12 protein-coding genes and 3 pseudogenes are annotated in these 19,665 nt (G+C 59.1%); 10 read left to right on the forward strand and 5 right to left on the reverse strand.

Annotated elements, in window-relative coordinates:
- Positions 1 to 3: 3 nt before the first annotated feature.
- Positions 4 to 6,210: a DEAD/DEAH box helicase gene (locus AC4PS6_RS16790; protein ID WP_054881254.1), complete on the forward strand. Its 6,207-nt coding sequence runs from the start codon at positions 4 to 6 to the stop codon at positions 6,208 to 6,210.
- Between the two features lie 116 nt (positions 6,211 to 6,326).
- Here AC4PS6_RS16790 and AC4PS6_RS16795 read toward each other — a convergent pair whose 3' ends face one another.
- Positions 6,327 to 7,028, reverse strand: a complete 702-nt coding sequence (locus AC4PS6_RS16795) for a hypothetical protein (RefSeq protein WP_082422839.1) — start codon at positions 7,026 to 7,028, stop codon at positions 6,327 to 6,329.
- Positions 7,029 to 7,728: 700 nt separating this feature from the next.
- Here AC4PS6_RS16795 and AC4PS6_RS16800 point away from each other — a divergent pair.
- Positions 7,729 to 8,121, forward strand: a complete 393-nt coding sequence (locus tag AC4PS6_RS16800) for a helix-turn-helix domain-containing protein (protein WP_223656455.1) — start codon at positions 7,729 to 7,731, stop codon at positions 8,119 to 8,121.
- 69 nt (positions 8,122 to 8,190) lie between these two features.
- On the opposite strand, the pseudogene AC4PS6_RS16805 reads toward AC4PS6_RS16800, so the two are convergent.
- A pseudogene (locus AC4PS6_RS16805) lies at positions 8,191 to 8,631 on the reverse strand (IS5-like element ISPre1 family transposase); the annotation flags it as partial.
- Positions 8,632 to 9,092: 461 nt separating this feature from the next.
- On the opposite strand from AC4PS6_RS16805, the gene phnC reads away from it, so the two are divergent.
- The 6 genes and pseudogenes from phnC to AC4PS6_RS16835 all read left to right on the forward strand — a co-directional run.
- Positions 9,093 to 9,920, forward strand: coding sequence for a phosphonate ABC transporter ATP-binding protein (phnC, locus tag AC4PS6_RS16810; protein ID WP_054881256.1), 828 nt, complete (start codon positions 9,093 to 9,095; stop codon positions 9,918 to 9,920).
- Positions 9,917 to 10,780, forward strand: a complete 864-nt coding sequence (gene phnD, locus AC4PS6_RS16815) for a phosphate/phosphite/phosphonate ABC transporter substrate-binding protein (protein WP_054881257.1) — start codon at positions 9,917 to 9,919, stop codon at positions 10,778 to 10,780. The genes phnC and phnD overlap by 4 nt, the downstream gene beginning before the upstream one ends.
- Before the next feature lie 8 nt (positions 10,781 to 10,788).
- Complete coding sequence (gene phnE / locus AC4PS6_RS16820) at positions 10,789 to 11,616, forward strand: phosphonate ABC transporter, permease protein PhnE (protein ID WP_010466252.1); 828 nt, start codon at positions 10,789 to 10,791, stop codon at positions 11,614 to 11,616.
- An 8-nt stretch (positions 11,617 to 11,624) separates the two neighbouring features.
- A complete protein-coding gene (gene ptxD / locus AC4PS6_RS16825) occupies positions 11,625 to 12,635 on the forward strand; it encodes a phosphonate dehydrogenase PtxD (RefSeq protein ID WP_003118429.1) in 1,011 nt (336 codons plus the stop codon).
- Positions 12,629 to 13,498, forward strand: coding sequence for a LysR family transcriptional regulator (locus AC4PS6_RS16830; RefSeq protein WP_010466239.1), 870 nt, complete (start codon positions 12,629 to 12,631; stop codon positions 13,496 to 13,498). Before ptxD ends, AC4PS6_RS16830 begins: the two co-directional genes overlap by 7 nt.
- A gap of 107 nt (positions 13,499 to 13,605) precedes the next feature.
- Positions 13,606 to 13,914, forward strand: a pseudogene (locus AC4PS6_RS16835) (IS5/IS1182 family transposase); the annotation flags it as partial.
- Between the two features lie 172 nt (positions 13,915 to 14,086).
- Here the strand turns inward: AC4PS6_RS16835 and AC4PS6_RS16840 are convergent.
- Positions 14,087 to 15,178: an IS5-like element ISPa8 family transposase gene (locus AC4PS6_RS16840; protein ID WP_054881258.1), complete on the reverse strand. Its 1,092-nt coding sequence runs from the start codon at positions 15,176 to 15,178 to the stop codon at positions 14,087 to 14,089.
- 80 nt (positions 15,179 to 15,258) lie between these two features.
- On the opposite strand from AC4PS6_RS16840, the pseudogene tnpC reads away from it, so the two are divergent.
- Positions 15,259 to 16,092, forward strand: a pseudogene (gene tnpC, locus AC4PS6_RS16845) (IS66 family transposase); the annotation flags it as partial.
- A gap of 34 nt (positions 16,093 to 16,126) precedes the next feature.
- Here the strand turns inward: tnpC and AC4PS6_RS16850 are convergent.
- Together AC4PS6_RS16850 and AC4PS6_RS16855 are read right to left on the reverse strand one after the other, a co-directional pair.
- Positions 16,127 to 17,569 carry an NAD-dependent succinate-semialdehyde dehydrogenase gene (locus AC4PS6_RS16850; RefSeq protein WP_033982769.1) on the reverse strand — a complete coding sequence of 481 codons (1,443 nt, stop codon included), beginning with the start codon at positions 17,567 to 17,569 and terminating at the stop codon, positions 16,127 to 16,129.
- Positions 17,570 to 17,574: 5 nt separating this feature from the next.
- A complete protein-coding gene (locus AC4PS6_RS16855; protein ID WP_033982767.1) occupies positions 17,575 to 18,342 on the reverse strand; it encodes a FadR/GntR family transcriptional regulator in 768 nt (255 codons plus the stop codon).
- A gap of 184 nt (positions 18,343 to 18,526) precedes the next feature.
- Here AC4PS6_RS16855 and AC4PS6_RS16860 point away from each other — a divergent pair, with 184 nt between their 5' ends.
- Entirely contained in the window at positions 18,527 to 19,636 is a 1,110-nt protein-coding gene (locus AC4PS6_RS16860; RefSeq protein WP_033982765.1) for an ABC transporter substrate-binding protein, read from the forward strand.
- Positions 19,637 to 19,665: the final 29 nt, after the last annotated feature.

Below are 19,665 nucleotides of genomic sequence, written 5' to 3' on the forward strand. Positions count from 1 at the left end.
CCCATGCTCTATCAGAAGAACTATTTCTCCGCCCTCACCGGCAACCTGAGCACCCGCAGCGAGCGGGCCGCCCAGGGCCTGCTCAGCCTCGGCAATCCGCAGCTGCGGCAGTTCCTGCATGATCAGCTGACCGCTGCCCCCGGCACTCCGGGCGCCTGGCTGGCCGACCCAGTCTTCGAGCCGACCTTCGGCTGGCAGGAAAGCTCTGAAACCATGAGTTCGCTGGCCGGCGGTAACCTACTACACCGACGCCTTGCCGAAGCCATGGCGGCCCCGCCCAAGGAGCCCCATGATCTTGCAGAGGAATATGCCTTCCCCAGCAATCGCCATCCTTTCACCCACCAGTTGGCGGCCTGGGAGATTCTCAACCGTCCCGAGCCGCAATCACTGGTGGTGACCAGCGGCACCGGCTCGGGCAAAACCGAGTGTTTCCTGGTACCGGTCCTCAGCCAGCTGGCCAAGGAAATCGACGCTGGCGAAGACCCGGAGGGTGTCCGCGCCCTGTTCATCTACCCTTTAAACGCCCTGATCAACTCGCAACAGAACCGCCTGGATGCCTGGACCCACGGATTCGGCGGACAGATTCGCCATTGTCTATACACCGGTGCCCTGGAGAACGAACGCAGGAATAGAGACCAGCAGTACGATGGCCAGGTGATCGACCGCAAGAGCCTGCGCGCCAGCCCGCCGCAACTGCTGGTGACCAACGCGACCATGCTGGAGTACATGCTCATCCGCAAGGATGACGAGCCGATCCTGCAGAAGTCGGCCGGCAAGCTGCGCTGGATCATTCTGGACGAGGCGCACACCCACATCGGCTCCCAGGCCGCGGAGATGGCGCTGCTGCTGCGCCGGGTGATGCTGGCCTTCCAGGTCAAGCCGCAGGATGTGCGCTTCGTGGCAACCTCGGCCACCTTCGGCTCGGATACCCAGACCATCGAGAGCCTGCGCACCTTCCTCGCCGATATCGGCGGAGTGGATCCGCAGCAGGTGCATGTCGTGCAGGGACATCGGGATATCCCGGCGCTGCTGAACGCCACCCTGGTTGCCGAGCAGGACACCCCTGAAGCCATCGGCGCCATCGAGGCGGACCAGGAACAGTCGGCGCTGCGCTACCAGCGTCTGGAGGCCAGCCCCACCGCTCGGCGGCTGCGCGCCCTGTTCATGCCTAATGGCCAGGTGAAACCACAAAGCCTGCAAGGGCTGATCCGTGAGTCCGGTCTACCCTCGGCGCAGGTGCTCGCCTGGCTGGATCTGCTGTCCGGCACCAAGAGTGCCGAAGGGCTGTCCTTCCTGCCGCTGCGCGCACACCTGTTCCATAACGTGATTCCGGCAATCCGCGCCTGCGTGGACCGCAACTGCAGCCACAAGGCCGGCACCGCGCTGGCACATGCCGACTGGCCGTTCGGCATGGTCTATCTGGAGGAGCGGACTCACTGCCGCTGCGGCGCGCCGCTGATGCCACTGGTGTCCTGCGAGGAGTGCAACGAGAGCTTCCTGCAGGCGGCCACCAAAAGCAGTAGCAGTGCTCTGGTCGATCCGACACAGCAACAGGACGACGAGTTCGCTCTCGAAGATGAAGCCACGGAGGCCGATGATCAGACCAAGGATAAGGATACTGTGTCATCCATCCAGATCCTGATCACCAATCGCGCCGTCAAGAAAGGCAGTGCCGACTTCCTCGATCGCGCCACTCACCGACTGACGCCCAATCGTCCGGCGGATGGTGGCATCGAGCTGCAGCTCTTCCGCACTGCCAAGAACGAATGCCCCTGCTGTGGCGCCAATATCCAGGGCCGCAGCCTGCTGCGCCCCGCGCGCATCGGTACGCCCTTCACCCTCAGCACGGTGATCGGCACCCTGCTGGAGTTCTGCCCGCCGGATCCGATGCCGACCGGCAAGCCGTTCCAGGGCCGCAAGCTGATCTCCTTCACCGACAGCCGCCAGGGCACCGCACGGATTGCCGTCAAGCTGCAGCAGGACTCCGAGCGCAACCGGATTCGCGGGCTGATCTATCAGCGCCTGCTGCAGGCACAACCCGTCAATGGACTGTCCGCAGAGGACTTGCAGGACCTGCAAGACCTTCAAACAGCAGAGCGATTGAGTCGTATCGAGCAAAAGCACTTGCAATCCTTGCTGGACATGCAAGCTGAAGCGGCCAAAGGCGCGGAAATCAGCTGGACCGACATGGCCAACCATCTGGGCGGCACGCCGGAGCTGCAGATGGGTATGCTCGACTACTACAACAACCTCGCACCGAACACCTTCGGCCCGCAGGGTAGTGTCGCCCTGGCCAACATGCTGCTGGCCCGCGAGTTCTATCGCCGCCCGAAGCGTGCCAACAGCCTGGAAACCCTCGGCCTGGTACAGGTCTGCTATCCCAAGCTGGACAGCATCACCAGCAAGCCCATGGCCTGGCCCAAACATCTGGATGTCGACACTTGGCGCACCTACCTGAAGGTGCTGCTGGACTTCTTCGTCCGCGAAAACACCCTCCTGAACATCGACAAACGCTGGCAGTCGCTGATCGGCGCACGCATCAGCCCCAAATGGGTCGTGGCGCCGGTCCTGGGGGAAAAGCCTGAAAAGCTGCAAAGTCGCTTTGCCCGCTGGCCATCCGTCAATACCGTCAGCAGCCTCCAGTCACGGGCCATCCTGCTGCTCTGCAAGGCATTCAACTGGTCAACCGCGGCCCATCAGGACCAGATCGACTCGATCCTGAGCGAAGCCTGGCGGGTACTGACCCAGCAGGCAAAGCTGCTGATTTCGTCAGGCGACGGCTATCAGCTCGACCTCAAGGACCTGAGCTTCCGGCTGCCCGAAACGGTCTACCTGTGCCCGGTATCGCGGCGCTTCATCAACACCCCGTTCGAGCAGCTCAGTCCCTATACGCCACGTACCGACCGCGAGATGGTCGTCAAGGTGACGCCCTACACCCTGCCGCGTCCGCCCGAGGCGCTCCTGCATGTGCCGGGTGATGAGGGCCTGCTGGCGATCCGCGCTTGGCTGAACAGCGAGCCGCAGATCCAGCAGCTGCGCAAGGACGCGCTCTGGTCGGACGTCATGGACCGGATCATCGAGGGGGGCCACTACTTCCGTGCCGCCGAGCACTCGGCACAGCAGCCGAAGAGCAAGCTGGACAGCTACGAAGGCCTGTTCAAGACCGGCAGGCTGAACCTGCTGAGCTGCTCGACCACCATGGAAATGGGCGTGGACATCGGCGGCATCAGCGTGGTGGCGATGAACAACGTGCCCCCGCACCCGGCCAACTATCTGCAGCGTGCCGGCCGTGCCGGGCGCCGCCGCGAGGGACGCTCGCTGGCCCTGGCCGTCTGCAAGAACACCCCGCACGACCAGAGCGTGTTCAACAACCCGCTCTGGCCGTTCAACACGCCCATGCGCATGCCCAAGGTGTCCCTGCAGAGCCCCGATCTGGTACAGCGCCACGTCAATGCCTGGCTGCTGTCGCACTGGCTCAAGCACGTGGTCGCCGCCCAGGAAATCAAGTCGATGACCGCCGGTGCCTTCTTCCTCGACGGCGAACTGCCTATGTCGCTGGCCGCGCGATTCTGCCTGTGGTGCGACAACCAGGCGGTCGATACCGAAACGCTGGTGGGACAGGCCCTCAAGGACATCACCCGCCGCAGCTTCCTCGATACCACCCCGCAGCCCGAGCTGTTCAAGCACGCCAGCCGCCGCATGAAAGAGATCATGCAGGCATGGCAGCAGGAATACTCGGCCAGCGAAGCCCAACTGCAGCAGATTGCCGACAAGAAGGCCGCTGCCTACCGAGCCATGGAGGCACAGCTCAGCCGCATCGAGAAGGAGTACCTGCTGAGCGAGCTGGCCGACCGGCGCTTCCTGCCTGGCTACGGCTTCCCGACCGATATCGTCAGCTTCGACAACCGCTGCATGCAGACCCTGAAGCAGGAGGAAGGCGACAAGCGCGAGGACAACCGTGCACGCTACCGCTCGCTGGCTTCCCGCGACCGTATCACCGGCCTGCGCGAATATGCGCCGGGCGCCGAACTGGTCATGGATGGGCTGGTCTACAAGTCCTCCGGCATCACCCTGAACTGGCACGCTCCCGCCTCTGCCGAAAACGTCAAGGAGCTGCAGCTGTTCAAGAAAGCTTGGCACTGCAATAAGTGCGGTGCCAGCAACACGGCCATCAACCCCGGACGGGAGATCAACTGCCAGGCGTGCGGTGAGCCGATCAAAGATGAAAATATTCGCGAATATCTGGTGCCCTCCGGCTTTGCCGTGGACTTCTTCGACGAGCCGCACAACGACATCAGCCGCCTGCAGTATGTGCCGGTCAATGCGCCCTGGCTGAACGTACCGGCCAGCTGGGTCTGCCTGGCCAACCCGGCACTCGGCCAGTTCCGCGCCAGCCAGCAGGCGCAGCTGTTCAACTACACATCGGGCGCCAACCAGAAGGGCTTTGCCATCTGCCTGGAGTGCGGCAAGGCCGAGCCGATGCTCAGCCACCCTGACGGCTCTGCGCCAGCGAATGAACAATATCTGCCGGCTGCCTTCCGCCAGAAGGCGCAGCACCGCCGCCTGCGTGGCGGCAGGAGCGACGACAGGGACAACATCTGCCCCGGCAGCCACAACAGCTGGAAGATCAAGCAGAACGTCCACTTGGGCCATGACAGCCTGACCGATGCGCTGGAACTGGTGCTGCGCAACCCTTCCAGCGGCGAACTGCTCAACGACGACGTCACCGCCTATTCGATTGCCGTGGCGCTGCGCGAAGCGATTGCCGCCGATCTGGGCATACAGAGCGAGGAGCTGGGCTGCGACAGCCACCCGATCAAGGTCGATGGCCAGCCAACCCGCGCCATCCGGGTGTTCGACCTGCGCAGCGGTGGCTACACCACCCAGGCCGCGGAGCGGCTGAATGAAGCCAGCCTGTGGCGAAAGGTCATCGCCCGTCTGGACAGCTGCAACTGCTCGCATGCCTGCCAGAACTGCCTGCTCAGCTTCGATACCCGCTTCGAGGCCGAGCGCCTCAATCGTCATGTCGCGCTGGAGTGGATCAATCAGACTTGGCTTGCCGGCCTGGCGCTGCCCGCCGAGCTCGCTGTCTTTGGTCCGAAAAGCCAGGCAGAAATCGCCACTCTACAGGAAGCGGTCGAAAGAGCGATTACTAGGGACGACAACGCGAAGACCGTAGCCATTTACTTCACTGCACCCGCCGAAGAGTGGGATCTTGCTGTCGCACGCCGCCTGAGGCATCAACTGCATAGTTGGGAAAGCGTCGGACACCTAGTGCAATTACATTTACTGGAAAGTACCGTTTCCAGCCTGCCAAGAGACCAAAAGGAATGGTTGGCAAAGCTAGCCTTCAACGGAGTACAGATATGCCTACACAATTCCATACCGGATCTCGGGGCGCTGGCACTCAATGTCTCACTGCAAGGCCCACAAGGCTGCATTGCCTGGGCTAGCGACAATACGAACCTGGCCGCACCTGGCCACACATGGGATCTAGCGGAGGCCGGTGCACGGATCATCCGAGGCACCCCCTCCGACCTCAAGGCAGAGCGCATCTTGAATGCTGCCGATCTCATGCCGGCCCCACCCCCTGGCTTGATCAAGATCGAGATCGGCAATCAGCTGGATGGCTCGCTCGACAACTTTGCTCGTCGGTTCTGGGAGCACCTAGGTACTGAGGCCAATGGCCTGATTAATGATGCCCTCACAGGCAAGGATCCAATTACAGAACTGGTTTACAGCGACCGTTACGTATGCAGCCCGCTAGTTGTGAATCTGCTGGTCAGCGTGATCCACGAGCTCGGACGGCTGAGTGATGCAGATTTCTCTATCCGAATCCTAGGCCGACAATATCAGCGGGAAGACAATCGCTCGCCTTGGCAGTGCCGGCATGACTGGCACTCAGCTCGCGAGCGCGATGAGGCCCTCCGCCAGGCTCTGGCGTACTGCGGCCGCGAGGGAGAGGTGCTAAGCCTGCCTACCTTGCCGCACTACCGCCGGCTACAGCTTAAGCTGCGCTCCGGTAATCAACTGACCATCCAGTTTGATCAGGGGCTTTCGTATTGGGAAGCCGAGCGCAGCGAAAAGTCTTACCAGCTCAGGTTCGACTTTACATCACGCGAGCTTGGAGAAGAAATCATGGAGCGCATCAGGTGTAAAGTTTCGGCGGCTGGGGAGGAAAACACTCAGATATTCCTCTCTTCCTCTTGAAAGCGGCTCAACTGGTATAAGTATCGGAGGCAATTGCCCAAATTTCAGAACTCCGATACGCACAGTAGCGAAATAAGCCCCTGTTCAATGCAAATTTGGACAGGGTCTCTTACGATTTACGGATTACCAGCCATCTGTCGAGCGTAATGGCGATCGCTTAGGTCTTTCTTGTGGTCAGCCTTGACCCAGCGCTCAGGCCTATTGCAGTTAGCGCAGGTCAATATCTGCTTATCAGGGCTGAGGTTGTATAGGCGGCTCTCAGAGCCAACTTTGACCTTCAATCCAACATCTGAGACCTCGAACCCTGGTACTTCCTGTCCTATGCGATCCATGGATTCAAATCGGAACGACCAGCGTTTAATCTGACTTTTGCGCCAGATAGTCATGATGATCAAGGGGTCTTGTTTCGTTGTCCTCTGATAAACCCAATCCCCTTCATAGGGACCTAGTTTGGCGGCTTCTTCGTCTCGCTTGGCCTGCTCATAAATTTGCTCCTGCATCTTGAGCAGTTCGGCATTTAATGCTTCTTCATCCTTGAGTGCTTGGTCTTTCAGCATCTGCTCTACGTCATAGGGCCCTTGAGGGTCATACTTCCAAACCGATGCGTCATTGATGCCAAGCACCTTGCAGTTGAGACAATCGACACTCTGCTCATCTACATTTCGCGTGAGGGCCAAGCGCTCGGAACTATTAACATCATCAAGGAGTAACTTTTTATTTTTTACTGAAATATTCATTTTAACCAGCGGCTTGATGCGACCGTCGTTCACATCCTCTCCAAATATCTCGGCCTCATCACCGTGAACGTTGAGAACCATTACCCTCTCGCTACCGGGTATCTTATAACGATACGCACCTGTGAAATCCTCACTGCCGCAACCAGCAAGAATAGAGCCAGCAAGAGCTAATGAAACAAACCTAGGAAAGTTCCGCATAAAATCCTTTACGGTAAATCACATAATCAATTACGTACGCCTAGACTGACGACTGTGGGAAAGCTAATCAGCCACATTGCCCTGCTATTAATCGAACCTTAATGCTGTAGTCCATATGGCGTTCAGTTTCATGTAGATCCTTTGGCTTAAAGTCTCGTCGAGAAAAATTAACAATCTCCGAATCAGTGAACCCATACTCCTGCATTCTTTCCAACGTGCACGAACAGAGCGCAGGTGAGGACCCGCGAGCCTTGGAAGCAGCCTCGCATCTTTTAACAAGTTGCTGAACCCCAGTTTCGCCAGCGAAGGCTCCTGATTGCAAAAAAAATGCAAATGACACATAAGCAGCTATGCCAATAATCCTCATATACTTTTAACATCCTTCTATTTAACTGCTTATTTATCGAAAATTAATTGTTTGCACTGAATTACAGCCGATTACGAAGACGGCATGTAGGAAGGCAGCCCTGCAGTTCGCTGGGGTGACGTCATGCCATGAGGTCACGTTTTACCAAATTCACAATATACTGTGAAGACCAGAGATGGCGCCGCCCAGATAGTCCTCCCTTTTGGGGAGTCATCTGTGGAAGTCGGATTGGCGTTCGGAAAGGTCCTGCGCAGACGGCGTGTCGAAGCAGGATTAACCCAGGAGCAATTGGCCCATGAGGCGGAATTGCAGCGTAACTACGTCAGCCTGATGGAACGGGGCATCAACCAGCCAACGATCACCACCCTGATCAAGCTAGCTAACCCCCTGGGCTGCACCGCAGCAGAGATCGTCGCCGAGGTAGAACAACTCGTTGTCCCAGCCAGGGACATGAGCCAAAAGCCATCCGTCCAGCATCGGCAGGTCACGCCAAGCGCCAGAGTTTTCCACCAGCAAGACCGCTCGCAAGGGACCTTCCAAGGTGAGGCCATCCAGGAAGGCCCGCTCCGGGATCGGTGCTTCACCAAGAAAACGGGCAAGCTTCCATAGATCCAGGACACCCTGCTCGGTCTGTGCCACCAATCCACGCGGTGGCCGCAAGCGTAACAATCCGTCGTGGGCATTGATCAGCGTGGCATCGACGATCGTGCCTTGGCGCAGCGACAGCCCTCGGTCGCCCAGATAGCCATTGATGACAGCCAAGATGCCGGCGGCTAGTTCGTGCTTCTCCAGCAAACGACGGAAGTTGAGGATGGTGGTTTCATCGGGGATACGCTCCAAGCTCAGCCCCGCGAACTGGCGCAGGATGGTGGTCTCGTACAGCGCCTCTTCCATCGCTGGATCGCTGTAACCGAACCAGTTTTGCATCAGGTGCACGCGCAGCATCGCCATCAGCGGATAGGCCGGACGACCGCCTTCACCCTTGGGATAATGCGGCTCGATCAAGGCAATCAAACCCTTCCACGGCACCACCCGATCCATCTCGATCAGGAACAACTCTTTGCGGGTTTGTTTGCGCTTACCGGCGTACTCGGCGTCAGCGAAGGTCATCTGCTTCATGGGGAAACTCAGCGGGTGGAATCCGGGTCTTTTGCCAAAATCTGGAAGTCTTCTTCAGAGTTTCCCTAGCATTAAGCTGGGCGCGACAACAGACGTCTAGTTGGGCGGCACCTGAAGGTTTCGACCAGCCACATAACGGCCTAGGTCAATCGACGGGCAAGAATAGAATGTCTCCTATAGTCCGCTAGTGTGCGCTCTCTTGCTTGGATGGCATTACGTTCTGGCCCAACGTTACTGTAGCGAATCCGCAGCAGTATCAATCAAAGCCTCCTGTATCCCGCGTGAAGAAAGACGCTACGTTGCGCCCGTTCTTCCACGGCTTCGCTTGCCGCCCCGCTACGGCAGATTCGAAGTATTCATCGAAATGTCATCCTTTAGAAGCAGTGCGTTAACAAGGAATTTCTACCCTTTGCATCGCGAACCGCAATTGTGCGGCCAGCAATATTGCGAAAGGTGATCAAATGACGCCCCATCCGATACAGGACGCCGTGCTGCGGGTCGACCGGTTGAGCGTCGTCTATCCAGGCGGCGTGACAGCCCTACGCGATACCTCGATTGCATTTCGGCGTGGTGAGTTCACCGTGCTGCTTGGTCTCTCGGGCGCAGGCAAGTCGACCTTGCTCCGTAGTCTCAATCGACTCGTCACGCCCACTGGCGGCAGTGTCACCAGCGAACTCGGTGAGCTCGGCAGCGGCTCGGCCTTGCGTCAGCATCGTCGGCGTACCGCCATGATCTTTCAGCACCACCAGCTAATCGAACGTCAAAGCGCACTGGCTAATGTGCTTACCGGTCGGCTGGCCTTTCACAACACGCTCCGCTCGCTGTTTCCTCTGCCGCGTGCCGATCAGGAGATTGCGCTCAGTTGCCTCGCTCGGGTCGGTCTGGCAGACAAGGCGCTAAGCCGGGTGGACAAACTGTCCGGTGGCCAGCAGCAGCGGGTAGGCATCGCGCGTGCGCTAGCGCAACAGCCGGCGATCATTCTGGCCGATGAGCCGGTAGCCAGTCTCGACCCGGCCACTTCGGTCCGTGTTCTCGGATTGCTGCGCGACATCTGCAAGGAAGACGGCATCACCGCCATCGTTTCGCTGCATCAACTCGAATATGCCCGCCGCTTCGCCGATCGCGTCGTCGGGCTGGCCGATTCTCAGATCGTTTTCGATGCCGCGCCCTCGGAACTCACCGATGCGCAGCTTGAGCGCATCTATGCAGGCCGCTCTACGACTCAGCCAGCGAATGCTCCGGCTGAACCACCTGTCATGCTCGAATCTTCACTGGAGATGTCCCGATGAAACGCTTATCCGCGCTCTTATTGACTTGCTTGCTGTCCGCTGTTTCAAGTTTGTCCGCCCTAGCGGCCGATGCCGATCCGGATGTGCTAAAGGTTGCCCTGCTTCCGGACGAAAACGCCTCCGAGCTGATCAAGCGTAACCAGCCGCTGAAGGATTATCTGGAAGAGCATCTGGACAAGAAGGTGCAGCTGATCGTAACCACCGACTATTCCTCGATGATTGAGGCGATGCGCTTTGGCCGTATCGACCTGGCGTATTTCGGTCCGCTGTCCTACGTCATGGCCAAAAGCAAAAGCGACATCGAGCCCTTCGCTGCCATGGTCATCGACGGCAAGCCGACCTATCGCTCGGTGATTATCGCCAATGTGGCGTCAGGCGTGAATGAGTATGCCGACCTTAAGGGCAAGAAGATGGCCTATGGTGACCGGGCATCGACGTCCAGCCATTTGATTCCCAAAACCGTGCTTCTTGAGACGGCCGATTTGACGGGTGGGCAGGACTACGAACAACATTTTGTGGGCACGCATGACGCCGTTGCCGTCAACGTGGCGAACGGCAACGCCGATGCGGGTGGGCTGTCGGAGGTAATTTTCAATCACGTAGCCGAAAGTGGCCTAATCGATCCGAGCAAGGTGAAAGTACTTGGTTACAGCGGCGAATACCCCCAGTACCCCTGGGCGATGCGCTCGAACCTGAGCCCCGAGCTGAAAACCAAGGTGCGGGATGTATTCGTCGGTATCGACGATCCCGAAGTGCTGCGCAACTTCAAGGCCGAGGCCTTCGCGCCAATCACCGACGCCGACTACGATGTGATCCGCAACATGGGATCGCTGCTCGGCCTCGACTTCGCCACGATGTGAGCACCGATATGTCTACTCATTACGACGTGCAGGCGCTGCCTGCAGAGCAACGCGAGCACATCCTTCGAGGCTTCGGCCTCGGTTGGTGGCGCCAGCTGGGGCAGGTGGCGATTGTATTCGGAGTGGTGCTGTTGGCCTGCTGGTACGTGGGGCTGCTCGATGCCACCACGCTGCTGAACGGGCTGCCCTCCATCGCGACCCTGGCAGGCGAGGCCATGCCGCCAGACTTTTCGGGCTATCGAAGCTGGATTCGCCCCTTGATCGACACCTTGGCGATGAGCATCGCCGGTACGGCCATCGCAGTGGTGTTCTCGCTGGTGGTGGCCTTCGTTGCAGCGCGCAATACGGCGCCGCACCCCCTTGTGTTCGGTGTTGCCCGGGTGCTGCTCAATGCCCTGCGGTCGGTGCCGGAGCTGATCATGGGCATCATCTTCGTTGCAGCCGTAGGGTTCGGCGCCTTGCCGGGCGTGCTTGCCCTGGGTCTGCATTCGGTCGGCATGGTCGGCAAGTTCTTCGCCGAGGCCATCGAGCACGTCGACGAAGCGCCGGTGGAAGCCGCTCGGGCGGCGGGGGCTACGCCGATGCAAGTGCTGCTGCACGCGGTTTTGCCACAGGTGACGCCGCAGTTCGCCGACGTGGCGATCTACCGCTGGGAATACAACTTTCGCGCCTCCACCGTGATGGGCATGGTTGGCGCTGGCGGTATCGGCTTCGAACTCATGGGCTCGCTGCGCATCATGCAGTACCAGGAGGTTGCAGCAATCCTGCTGGTCATCCTGGCCATGGTCACGCTAGTAGACGCCTTCAGTGGCGTGCTGCGCAAACGTTTCAAATAGGACAAACCATGCTGCCGAAACTCGTTATAACTCACCGAGTACACGATGAGATCCTGCAACTGCTGGCGCCACATTGCGAGCTGATGACCAACCAGACCGACAGCACGCTGACGCGCGAGGAAATTCTGCGCCGCTGCCGCGATGCTCAGGCGATGATGGCGTTCATGCCCGATCGGGTCGATGCAGACTTTCTTCAAGCCTGCCCTGAGCTGCGTGTAGTCGGCTGCGCGCTCAAGGGCTTCGACAATTTCGATGTGGACGCCTGTACTGCCCGCGGGGTCTGGCTGACCTTCGTGCCTGATCTGTTGACGGTCCCGACTGCCGAGCTGGCGATCGGACTGGCGGTGGGGCTGGGGCGGCATCTGCGGGCAGCAGATGCGTTCGTCCGCTCTGGCGAGTTCCAGGGCTGGCAACCACAGTTCTACGGCACGGGGCTGGATAACGCTACGGTCGGCATCCTTGGCATGGGCGCCATCGGACTGGCCATGGCTGATCGCTTGCAGGGATGGGGCGCGACCCTGCAGTACCACGAGGCGAAGGCTCTGGATACACAAACCGAGCAACGGCTCGGCCTGCGCCAGGTGGCGTGCAGCGAACTCTTCGCCAGCTCGGACTTCATCCTGCTGGCGCTTCCCTTGAATGCCGATACCCAGCATCTGGTCAACGCCGAGCTGCTTGCCCTCGTACGGCCGGGCGCTCTGCTTGTAAACCCCTGTCGTGGTTCGGTAGTGGATGAAGCCGCCGTGCTCGCGGCGCTTGAGCGAGGCCAGCTCGGAGGGTATGCGGCGGATGTATTCGAAATGGAAGACTGGGCTCGCGCGGACCGGCCGCGGCTGATCGATCCTGCGCTGCTCGCGCATCCGAATACGCTGTTCACTCCGCACATAGGGTCGGCAGTGCGCGCGGTGCGCCTGGAGATTGAACGTTGTGCAGCGCAGAACATCATCCAGGTATTGGCAGGTGCGCGCCCAATCAACGCTGCGAACCGTCTGCCCAAGGCCGAGCCTGCCGCATGTTGAATCCGGTCTGGCTGAAGAGCCTGGTAGCGATCGTTCAAACAGGCAGTTTTCAGAGCGCGGCGAGGGCGTTGGGGCTGGCCCAGCCGACGGTGTCGCAGCACTTGCAGAAGCTTGAAGAGCAGGTCGGCGTAACGCTGGTGCAGCGCAGTCGTAGCGGCTGCCAGCCTACCACACGGGCGCTGGCCTTCATGCCGCATGCGACCGCCTTGCTCGACATGCACGCCCGGGCGCTAGAAGCCCTGCATGGCAATCGTGAGCGCGTCGGGGCCAGCTCCAACATCGGCACCTACCTTCTCCAGCCATTCGTGCGCAACTATCTGACGACCGCAAATGAGAGGGGCGAGGTGGATCTGCGCATCGCCGCCAACCCGGATGTGGCCGACCAGCTACTGGCGGGCCAGCTCGACGCCGCGATCATGGAATGGTGGCTACCTCACCCCGACTTCGAACACCGCCTCTGGCGGGTCGAGCCGCTGGTGCTTATCGTCAGCCCCGACCATGCGCTGGCTGAAGCAGGGTGCATAGAACGTGATCGTCTGGTGGACCTGCCGATGCTGGGAGGTGAACCGGGTAGCGGTACCGGACGGCTTCTGACCGAATACTTTGGCGAACTGGGCGTGCCTCGCAGCGGTATGCAGCTAGGCAGCACCGAGGCAGTCAAACAAGCAGTGAGGGCGGGACTCGGCGTGTCGTTGGTGATGGCTTCCGCAGTACAAGACGAAGTTCGCAGTGGCGCGCTGGTAGCTCTTCCCATCCCGGGGCTTGAAAAGCGTCTCCAACTGATCTGGCGCAAACCTCCCGGAAATCTGCACCCGCCGGGATTTGTGCGGCACTTATTGGAGGAGGCAGATCTAGCTGGATAAGGTGATGGATGGTTGCGATCCAGCGCTTGGCTTGTCAGCCTAGGGAAACTCTGAAAAAGACTTTCTGATTTGGCAAAATACCGCGACCCCACCCACCGAGTTTCCCGATGAAGCAGATGACCTTCGCCGACGCCGAGTACGCTGGCAAGCGCAAGCAAACCCGCAAGGAGTTGTTCCTGATCGAGATGGATCGGGTGGTGCCGTGGAAAGGCTTGATTGCTTTGATCGAGCCACATTATCCGAAGGGTGAAGGTGGCCGTCCGGCCTACCCGTTGATGGCGATGCTGCGTGTGCATCTGCTGCAGAACTGGTTCGGCTACAGCGATCCAGCGATGGAGGAAGCGCTGTACGAAACCACGATCCTGCGCCAGTTTGCCGGGCTGAACCTGGAGCGCATCCCCGACGAAACCACCATTTGTTGGCGCGAAACGGCAACAGACCCTAGCAGCCTGTTGAAATTCGCCGCGATGATTACGTCCACTGCTTCTGGCAGCAGCGGTCGCGCTCGTTTACTTCCCGTTTAGGGCGCCAATCGATGGAAATAGCCCGATTTGGTGTGCTCCAGGCGCACCTTCCCCGTCAACGCGCTCATGCCATTGAGCCTGTAGCCAGCAACTTCGGCAGACGCACCAGGTTGCTTGCCGCCATGGCCAGCTGGAACAGCGCGTCGACACGCTCAAGTCCGCGTTGCTTCACCTGGCGCAGGCCTGCCGCCGCCTTGAGCCAGCCGAAGTGGGTTTCGATCCAGGCGCGAATCTTCAGGCTCAGACCATAGCCGGCGTGGCGCGTGGTACGGCCATCGATGGCGCTGCGACGACCATTGGTGTTCTGCGCAACATGGGGTGTCACGCCGAGGGCACGACAGGCGGCCACGAAGTCTGCCGTGTCGTAAGCCTTGTCCGCAGCCAAGGTGCGTCGACGGCGACCACCCAGCTTGCTCAGCATCGCCAGCGCGGCTTCGCGTTCGCCACGACCACCGGCCAGAGTCACATGAGCACTGCGCACCAGGCCACTGCGGTGTTCCATCAGCACATGCCCCATGTAACTCAGCTGCGCGCCGGTGTTGTGGCTCTTGCGGTACAGCCGGGCATCCGGATCGCTGGTCGAGGCGTGGGTGTCGTTGCTGCGCTTGTGCCCCTTGAAGTCCGGCTGGGCATTGCGCGGGCCGGGGCCCGGGTCGTCTGGCGTATCGTCCTTGGGACGGAAACTCTTCTGAGAGGCCCAGGCTTGCAGCAATGTGCCGTCGACCGAGAAGTGCTCATCCGAGATCAGCCCCTGCTTCTCCGCCAGGCGTACCACCTCGCTCAGAAACTCGGCGGCCACTGCCTGGGCATTGAGGCGGTCACGATTCTTCGAGAAGACCGAGTGATCCCACACCGGATCATCAATGGCCAGGCCGACGAACCAGCGGAACCGCAGGTTGTAGCCCAGCTGTTCCATCAGCATCCGCTCGCTGCGCAGCGAGTAGAACAACTGCAGCAACTGCGCCCGCATCAGCTTCTCGGGGGCGATCGAGGCGCGGCCGGTGTCGGCATACAATGTGTCGAACAGGGCGCTCATCCGCTGCAGAGCGGTGTCTGCCAGCTTGCGGATGGCGCGCAGGGGGTGAGTCGCTGGCACGAAGTCATCGAGCTTGGCGACAGTGAACAAGGATTCCTGAGTGATATCGGCGCCACGCATGGAAATCGGGGCTCCCGGCAGATTGGAGCCGATATCGTAAACCTTACACGGCAAAGTCAGACAGACCGTAGGCGAATTTCAATGCGCTGCGCGAAGCGGTGCTTGCCCAGCGCGTGATCCATGCCGACGAAACCCCGGTTTCGATGCTCGCGCCCGGCGAGAAGAAGACCCACCGTGCCTACGTCTGGGCCTACAGCACCACGCCCTTCGCCGATCTGAAGGCCGTGGTCTACGACTTCAGCCCCAGCCGTGCCGGCGAGCATGCGCGCAATTTTCTTGGCCAGTGGAATGGCAAGCTGGTCTGCGACGACTTCGCTGGCTACAAGGCCAGCTTCGAGCAAGGCATCACCGAAATCGGCTGCATGGCTCACGCCCGCCGCAAGTTCTTCGATCTGCACGCGGCGAACAAAAGCCAACTGGCCGAACAGGCGCTGCACTCTATCGCTGGGCTGTACGAAGTCGAACGCCAAGTGCGCGACATGAGCAATGAAGAACGCTGGCGAATACGGCAGGAAAAGGCTTCACTGCTCCTCGACGCACTACATGACTGGATGCTGGCCCAGCGTGATCTTGTGCCCAACGGCTCAGCCACGGCGAAAGCTTTGGATTACAGCCTCAAACGCTGGGTAGCGCTGACGCGCTATCTGGACGACGGCGCCGTGCCCATCGACAACAACCAAGTCGAGAACCAGATCCGCCCGTGGGCTCTAGGTCGCTCCAATTGGCTGTTTGCCGGGTCGCTACGCAGCGGCAAACGGGCGGCGGCAATCATGAGCCTGATCCAGTCGGCGCGGATGAATGGGCATGATCCGTATGCCTATCTCAAGGATGTGCTAACGCGACTGCCGACACAGAAGGCCAGCGCTCTGGCCGAGCTGCTGCCGCACAACTGGGTATCCGTCGGCAAGGTGTAATGCCCGTTCGCTTACAAAGCGCAAAAGCCGAAATCTAAGCCACTGCCTGAGTAATCAGGCGATTAACCAAATACACATCCAAGCCTTCACTGCCGCCTTCACGCCCGTAACCGCTTTCACCCACACCGCCAAAAGGTGTTTCAGCAAAGGCCAACGCAAAGTGATTAATGGCAAGCATGCCGGTGATGAGCTCGTCGCTTAGCCGATGACAGACTGCGAGGTTGTGGCTAAAGGCGTAGGCAGCAAGACCAAAGGTTGTGTTGTTGGCCAGCTCAATTGCCTCATCCACCGAGTTAAACGGCGCCAGCAGCGCTAGTGGACCAAAAGGTTCTTCCATCCACGCGCGGGCGTTTTCTGGAACGTTGGTTAACACGGTTGGCGCAAAAAAATAGCCGGAGTCTCTTAGCGGCCCTCCACCGGTTAGGACGGTAGCGCCTTTGACCTTGGCATCGGCGACTAAGTCGGCGATTTGCGCGCAGCGCCGTTGGTTGATTAGTGGGCCCATTTGTGTGGTTGGCTCTTGGGCTGCGCCAATGGTTATACGTTGTACGGCCTCGACAAATGCCTGGGTGAATTCGGCAAAAACACTTTGCTGGATATAAAAGCGGGTAGGCGAGACGCATACCTGCCCTGCGTTACGGAACTTGGCCTGTGCCAGCTTTTGTGCGCAGTCGAGGATATCCACATCCTCGAATACCAGAACCGGAGCATGTCCGCCGAGTTCTAGAGTGCAGGGTTTGACGTTCTGTGCCGCTTGGGTGGCGATCAGCTTGCCAACCGGCACGGAGCCTGTGAACGAGACTTTGCGAATAATCGGTGAGGCAATCAAATGCGCAGAAATCTCAGCCGGCCGGCCAAACACCAACGCCAGCACTCCGTCAGGCAGGCCGGCGTCTACCAGTGCCTGCACCACCCCAATCAGCGCGCCCGGCGCTTCTTCTGGCCCTTTCAAGATAATCGAACAGCCAGCCGCGAGGGCCGGCGCGAGTTTGCGTACAGCTTGCGAGGCTGGAAAGTTCCACGGCGAAAATGCGGCCACCGGCCCTACCGGATCACGCCGAACCATGTTGATCACTTTGCTGTCGCGTGCCGGCACCAGACGACCACAAGCGCGTCGCCCTTCTTCGGCGTACCACTGTAAAAGCTCGGCGCAGGAATTTATTTCCATGCGTGCCTCAGGCAGGGGTTTTCCTTGCTCAAGGCTTAAGGTCTGCGCTAGCGACTCAAGGCGCTCACGGATCAGTCGCGCCGCCTCAAGCAGTACATCCGCGCGCTTTATTGCGGGAGTTTTGCGCCAAACGGAAAAGCCCCTGGCGCAGGCGTTTAGGGCTATATCCAAGTCTTCGATTTCGGCAACAGCCACTTCATTTACCGTTTGGCTGGTTGCGGGGTTATCCACTGCCAGCCATGCATCTTTTTGGCCTGAGCACCAATGGCCGTCAATAAACAAAAGATGCTTGTGCGAAGACTCAGGCATAGCAGCTACTCCTTGGGTACGTTTATCGCGTTAGAGCGGTTCAGGGCGTAATCCATACGCACCCCAGAGATATGGTGGCGCAGTAGGTCGGCTACGGTTTGCGCATCGCGCATGGCGAGAGCATCCAGAATGGCTTCGTGTTCGCGCTGGAACACCAGCCAGCGCTCGCGGTTAAAACGATGAGCTTTAAGACGCAGCCAGGCCGGGTTGTTGCGCATGCGCGCAACCTTGCGTCCGGACTCGATGAACATGGCGTTTTGTGTGGCGCTGTAGAGCATTAGGTGGAAGTCGCGGTCGATCCTTTCCACTTCATCCCAGCTGGTGGCATGTCGGCCTGCTAACAGCTCACCGCGAATCCTGTCAATTTCAGCATCGCTCAATTTGAGCACCAGCAAATCAGCCAGGGCCGGTTCCACTGTCAGCCGAAACTCAATCAGCTCAGCGGGCGTAACCAGGGATTCGTTCCCCGGCTCTCCAAGCGGCTCATGCCCGGGAAGGGCGATCAGAAAAGTACCGCGTCCGACGCGCCGCTCTAGCAGCCCTTGCTTCTCAAGGGTGTTAAGGACATCGCGCACGGTGGACCGCGAAAGGGTTGAAAATTCAGCCAGGTCACGCTCATTTAAAAGCCTGTCTCCGACTTTTAATCTGCCGGTGCGCATCGCCCCCAAAAGCTGGCTCAGCAGCTGCTCTTTGGAGTTGACTGCGGTGATGCCTAAGACATTGTTTCCACCTGAACCATTTGCACCAATTAAGATTTCAGGCAAACCATTCATACCAATGTGCTCTTGTGAATTTTTTCAGTGGAGCCAGCATATAAGTGGTTGCCAGCAAGAGCAAGGCAAGGCAAGATCAAATCCAGGTCTAAATGCTGAATAAAAAAACAAACCAATAAGACCAATTGATTGCCTTAACGCTGCCCAATCGTCTTCATGCTTATCCTGACTTTGGAGAATGCTTATGTTGAAACGACTGGCTCTGAGTTCTTTGGCCGCTCTTCCCTTGATCAGTACGCAGGTGGCTGCTGAGGAAGTTAAAATTGGCTTTACCGCAGCCCTGTCAGGGGATTTTGCGGCATTTGGTTTGAACATCCGCAAGGGGCTAGAGATTGCCCTGACTGAACTCAATCAGACTTCGGACACCACCTTCAGTCTGACTTCGGCTGATGACCGTGGTGAGGCTCGCGAAGGTGTTTTGATTGCACAACGCTTTTGCTCGGATGAGTCCATTGATGTAGTGATGGGCTACTCGTTCAGCTCTATTGCACTGGCTGCAGTTCCGGTGTTTGACCGCTGCAAATTGCCGGTGCTGGCCTCTGCTGTCACCAGTCCTGATTTAACTGGTGCCAGTGCGTACTTCCGCCGCAACGTGATGACCGATGCAACCCAAGGGCAAACCATGGGGCGTTACGCCACGGAAAAGCTGGGCTTTAAGCGCGTTTATATCCTCAACCAGCAAGATGACTATGGTATCGGCCTATCAAGCGCCTTCAGTGATGCTGCGGCGAAAAACGCTGAGATTGTTGGTCAGGAAAGCTACCTGCTGGGCACCAAAGACTTTAAAACCCTGCTGATCAAGGCGCGTGCTGCCAAGCCGGACGCGATCTTTATCGGTGGTTTTTATTCTGAAGCAGCAAAAATTGCCGAACAGGCACGCGCCTTGGGAATCAAGGTTCAGCTCCTAGGCAGTGACGGATCGCTCAACCCTGATTTGATCAGTCTGGGCCGCAGCGCGGTGGAGGGCATGATCGCCTACGGAATGTTTGATCCGTCGGTTTCCACCGAGACCACGGCCCCCTTTATCGACGCCTACCAAAGCGCCTATGGCGAGCAGCCCAATGCTTGGGCGGCCCTTGGCTATGACGCCGGTAAAACTCTGGCCGCAGCGGTGACTCAAGCCAAGAGCCAGGGCGCACTCACCCGTGAGTCGCTTAATGAGGCCTTCTCCACCATCAAAGATATTCCGGGCGTTACTGGTCCAACGACCTTTGAGGCTAGCGGCGATCGCGTGGGGTCTTTGTACTTCTTGCAAGTCAAAGACGGCGCGTTTCGCTTAGCCGACACCCAGTAAACCTCAGGGCGGTCTAGCCGCCCCATTTG

It is taken from the genome of Pseudomonas sp. DW-iso17 (genome assembly GCF_058725345.1).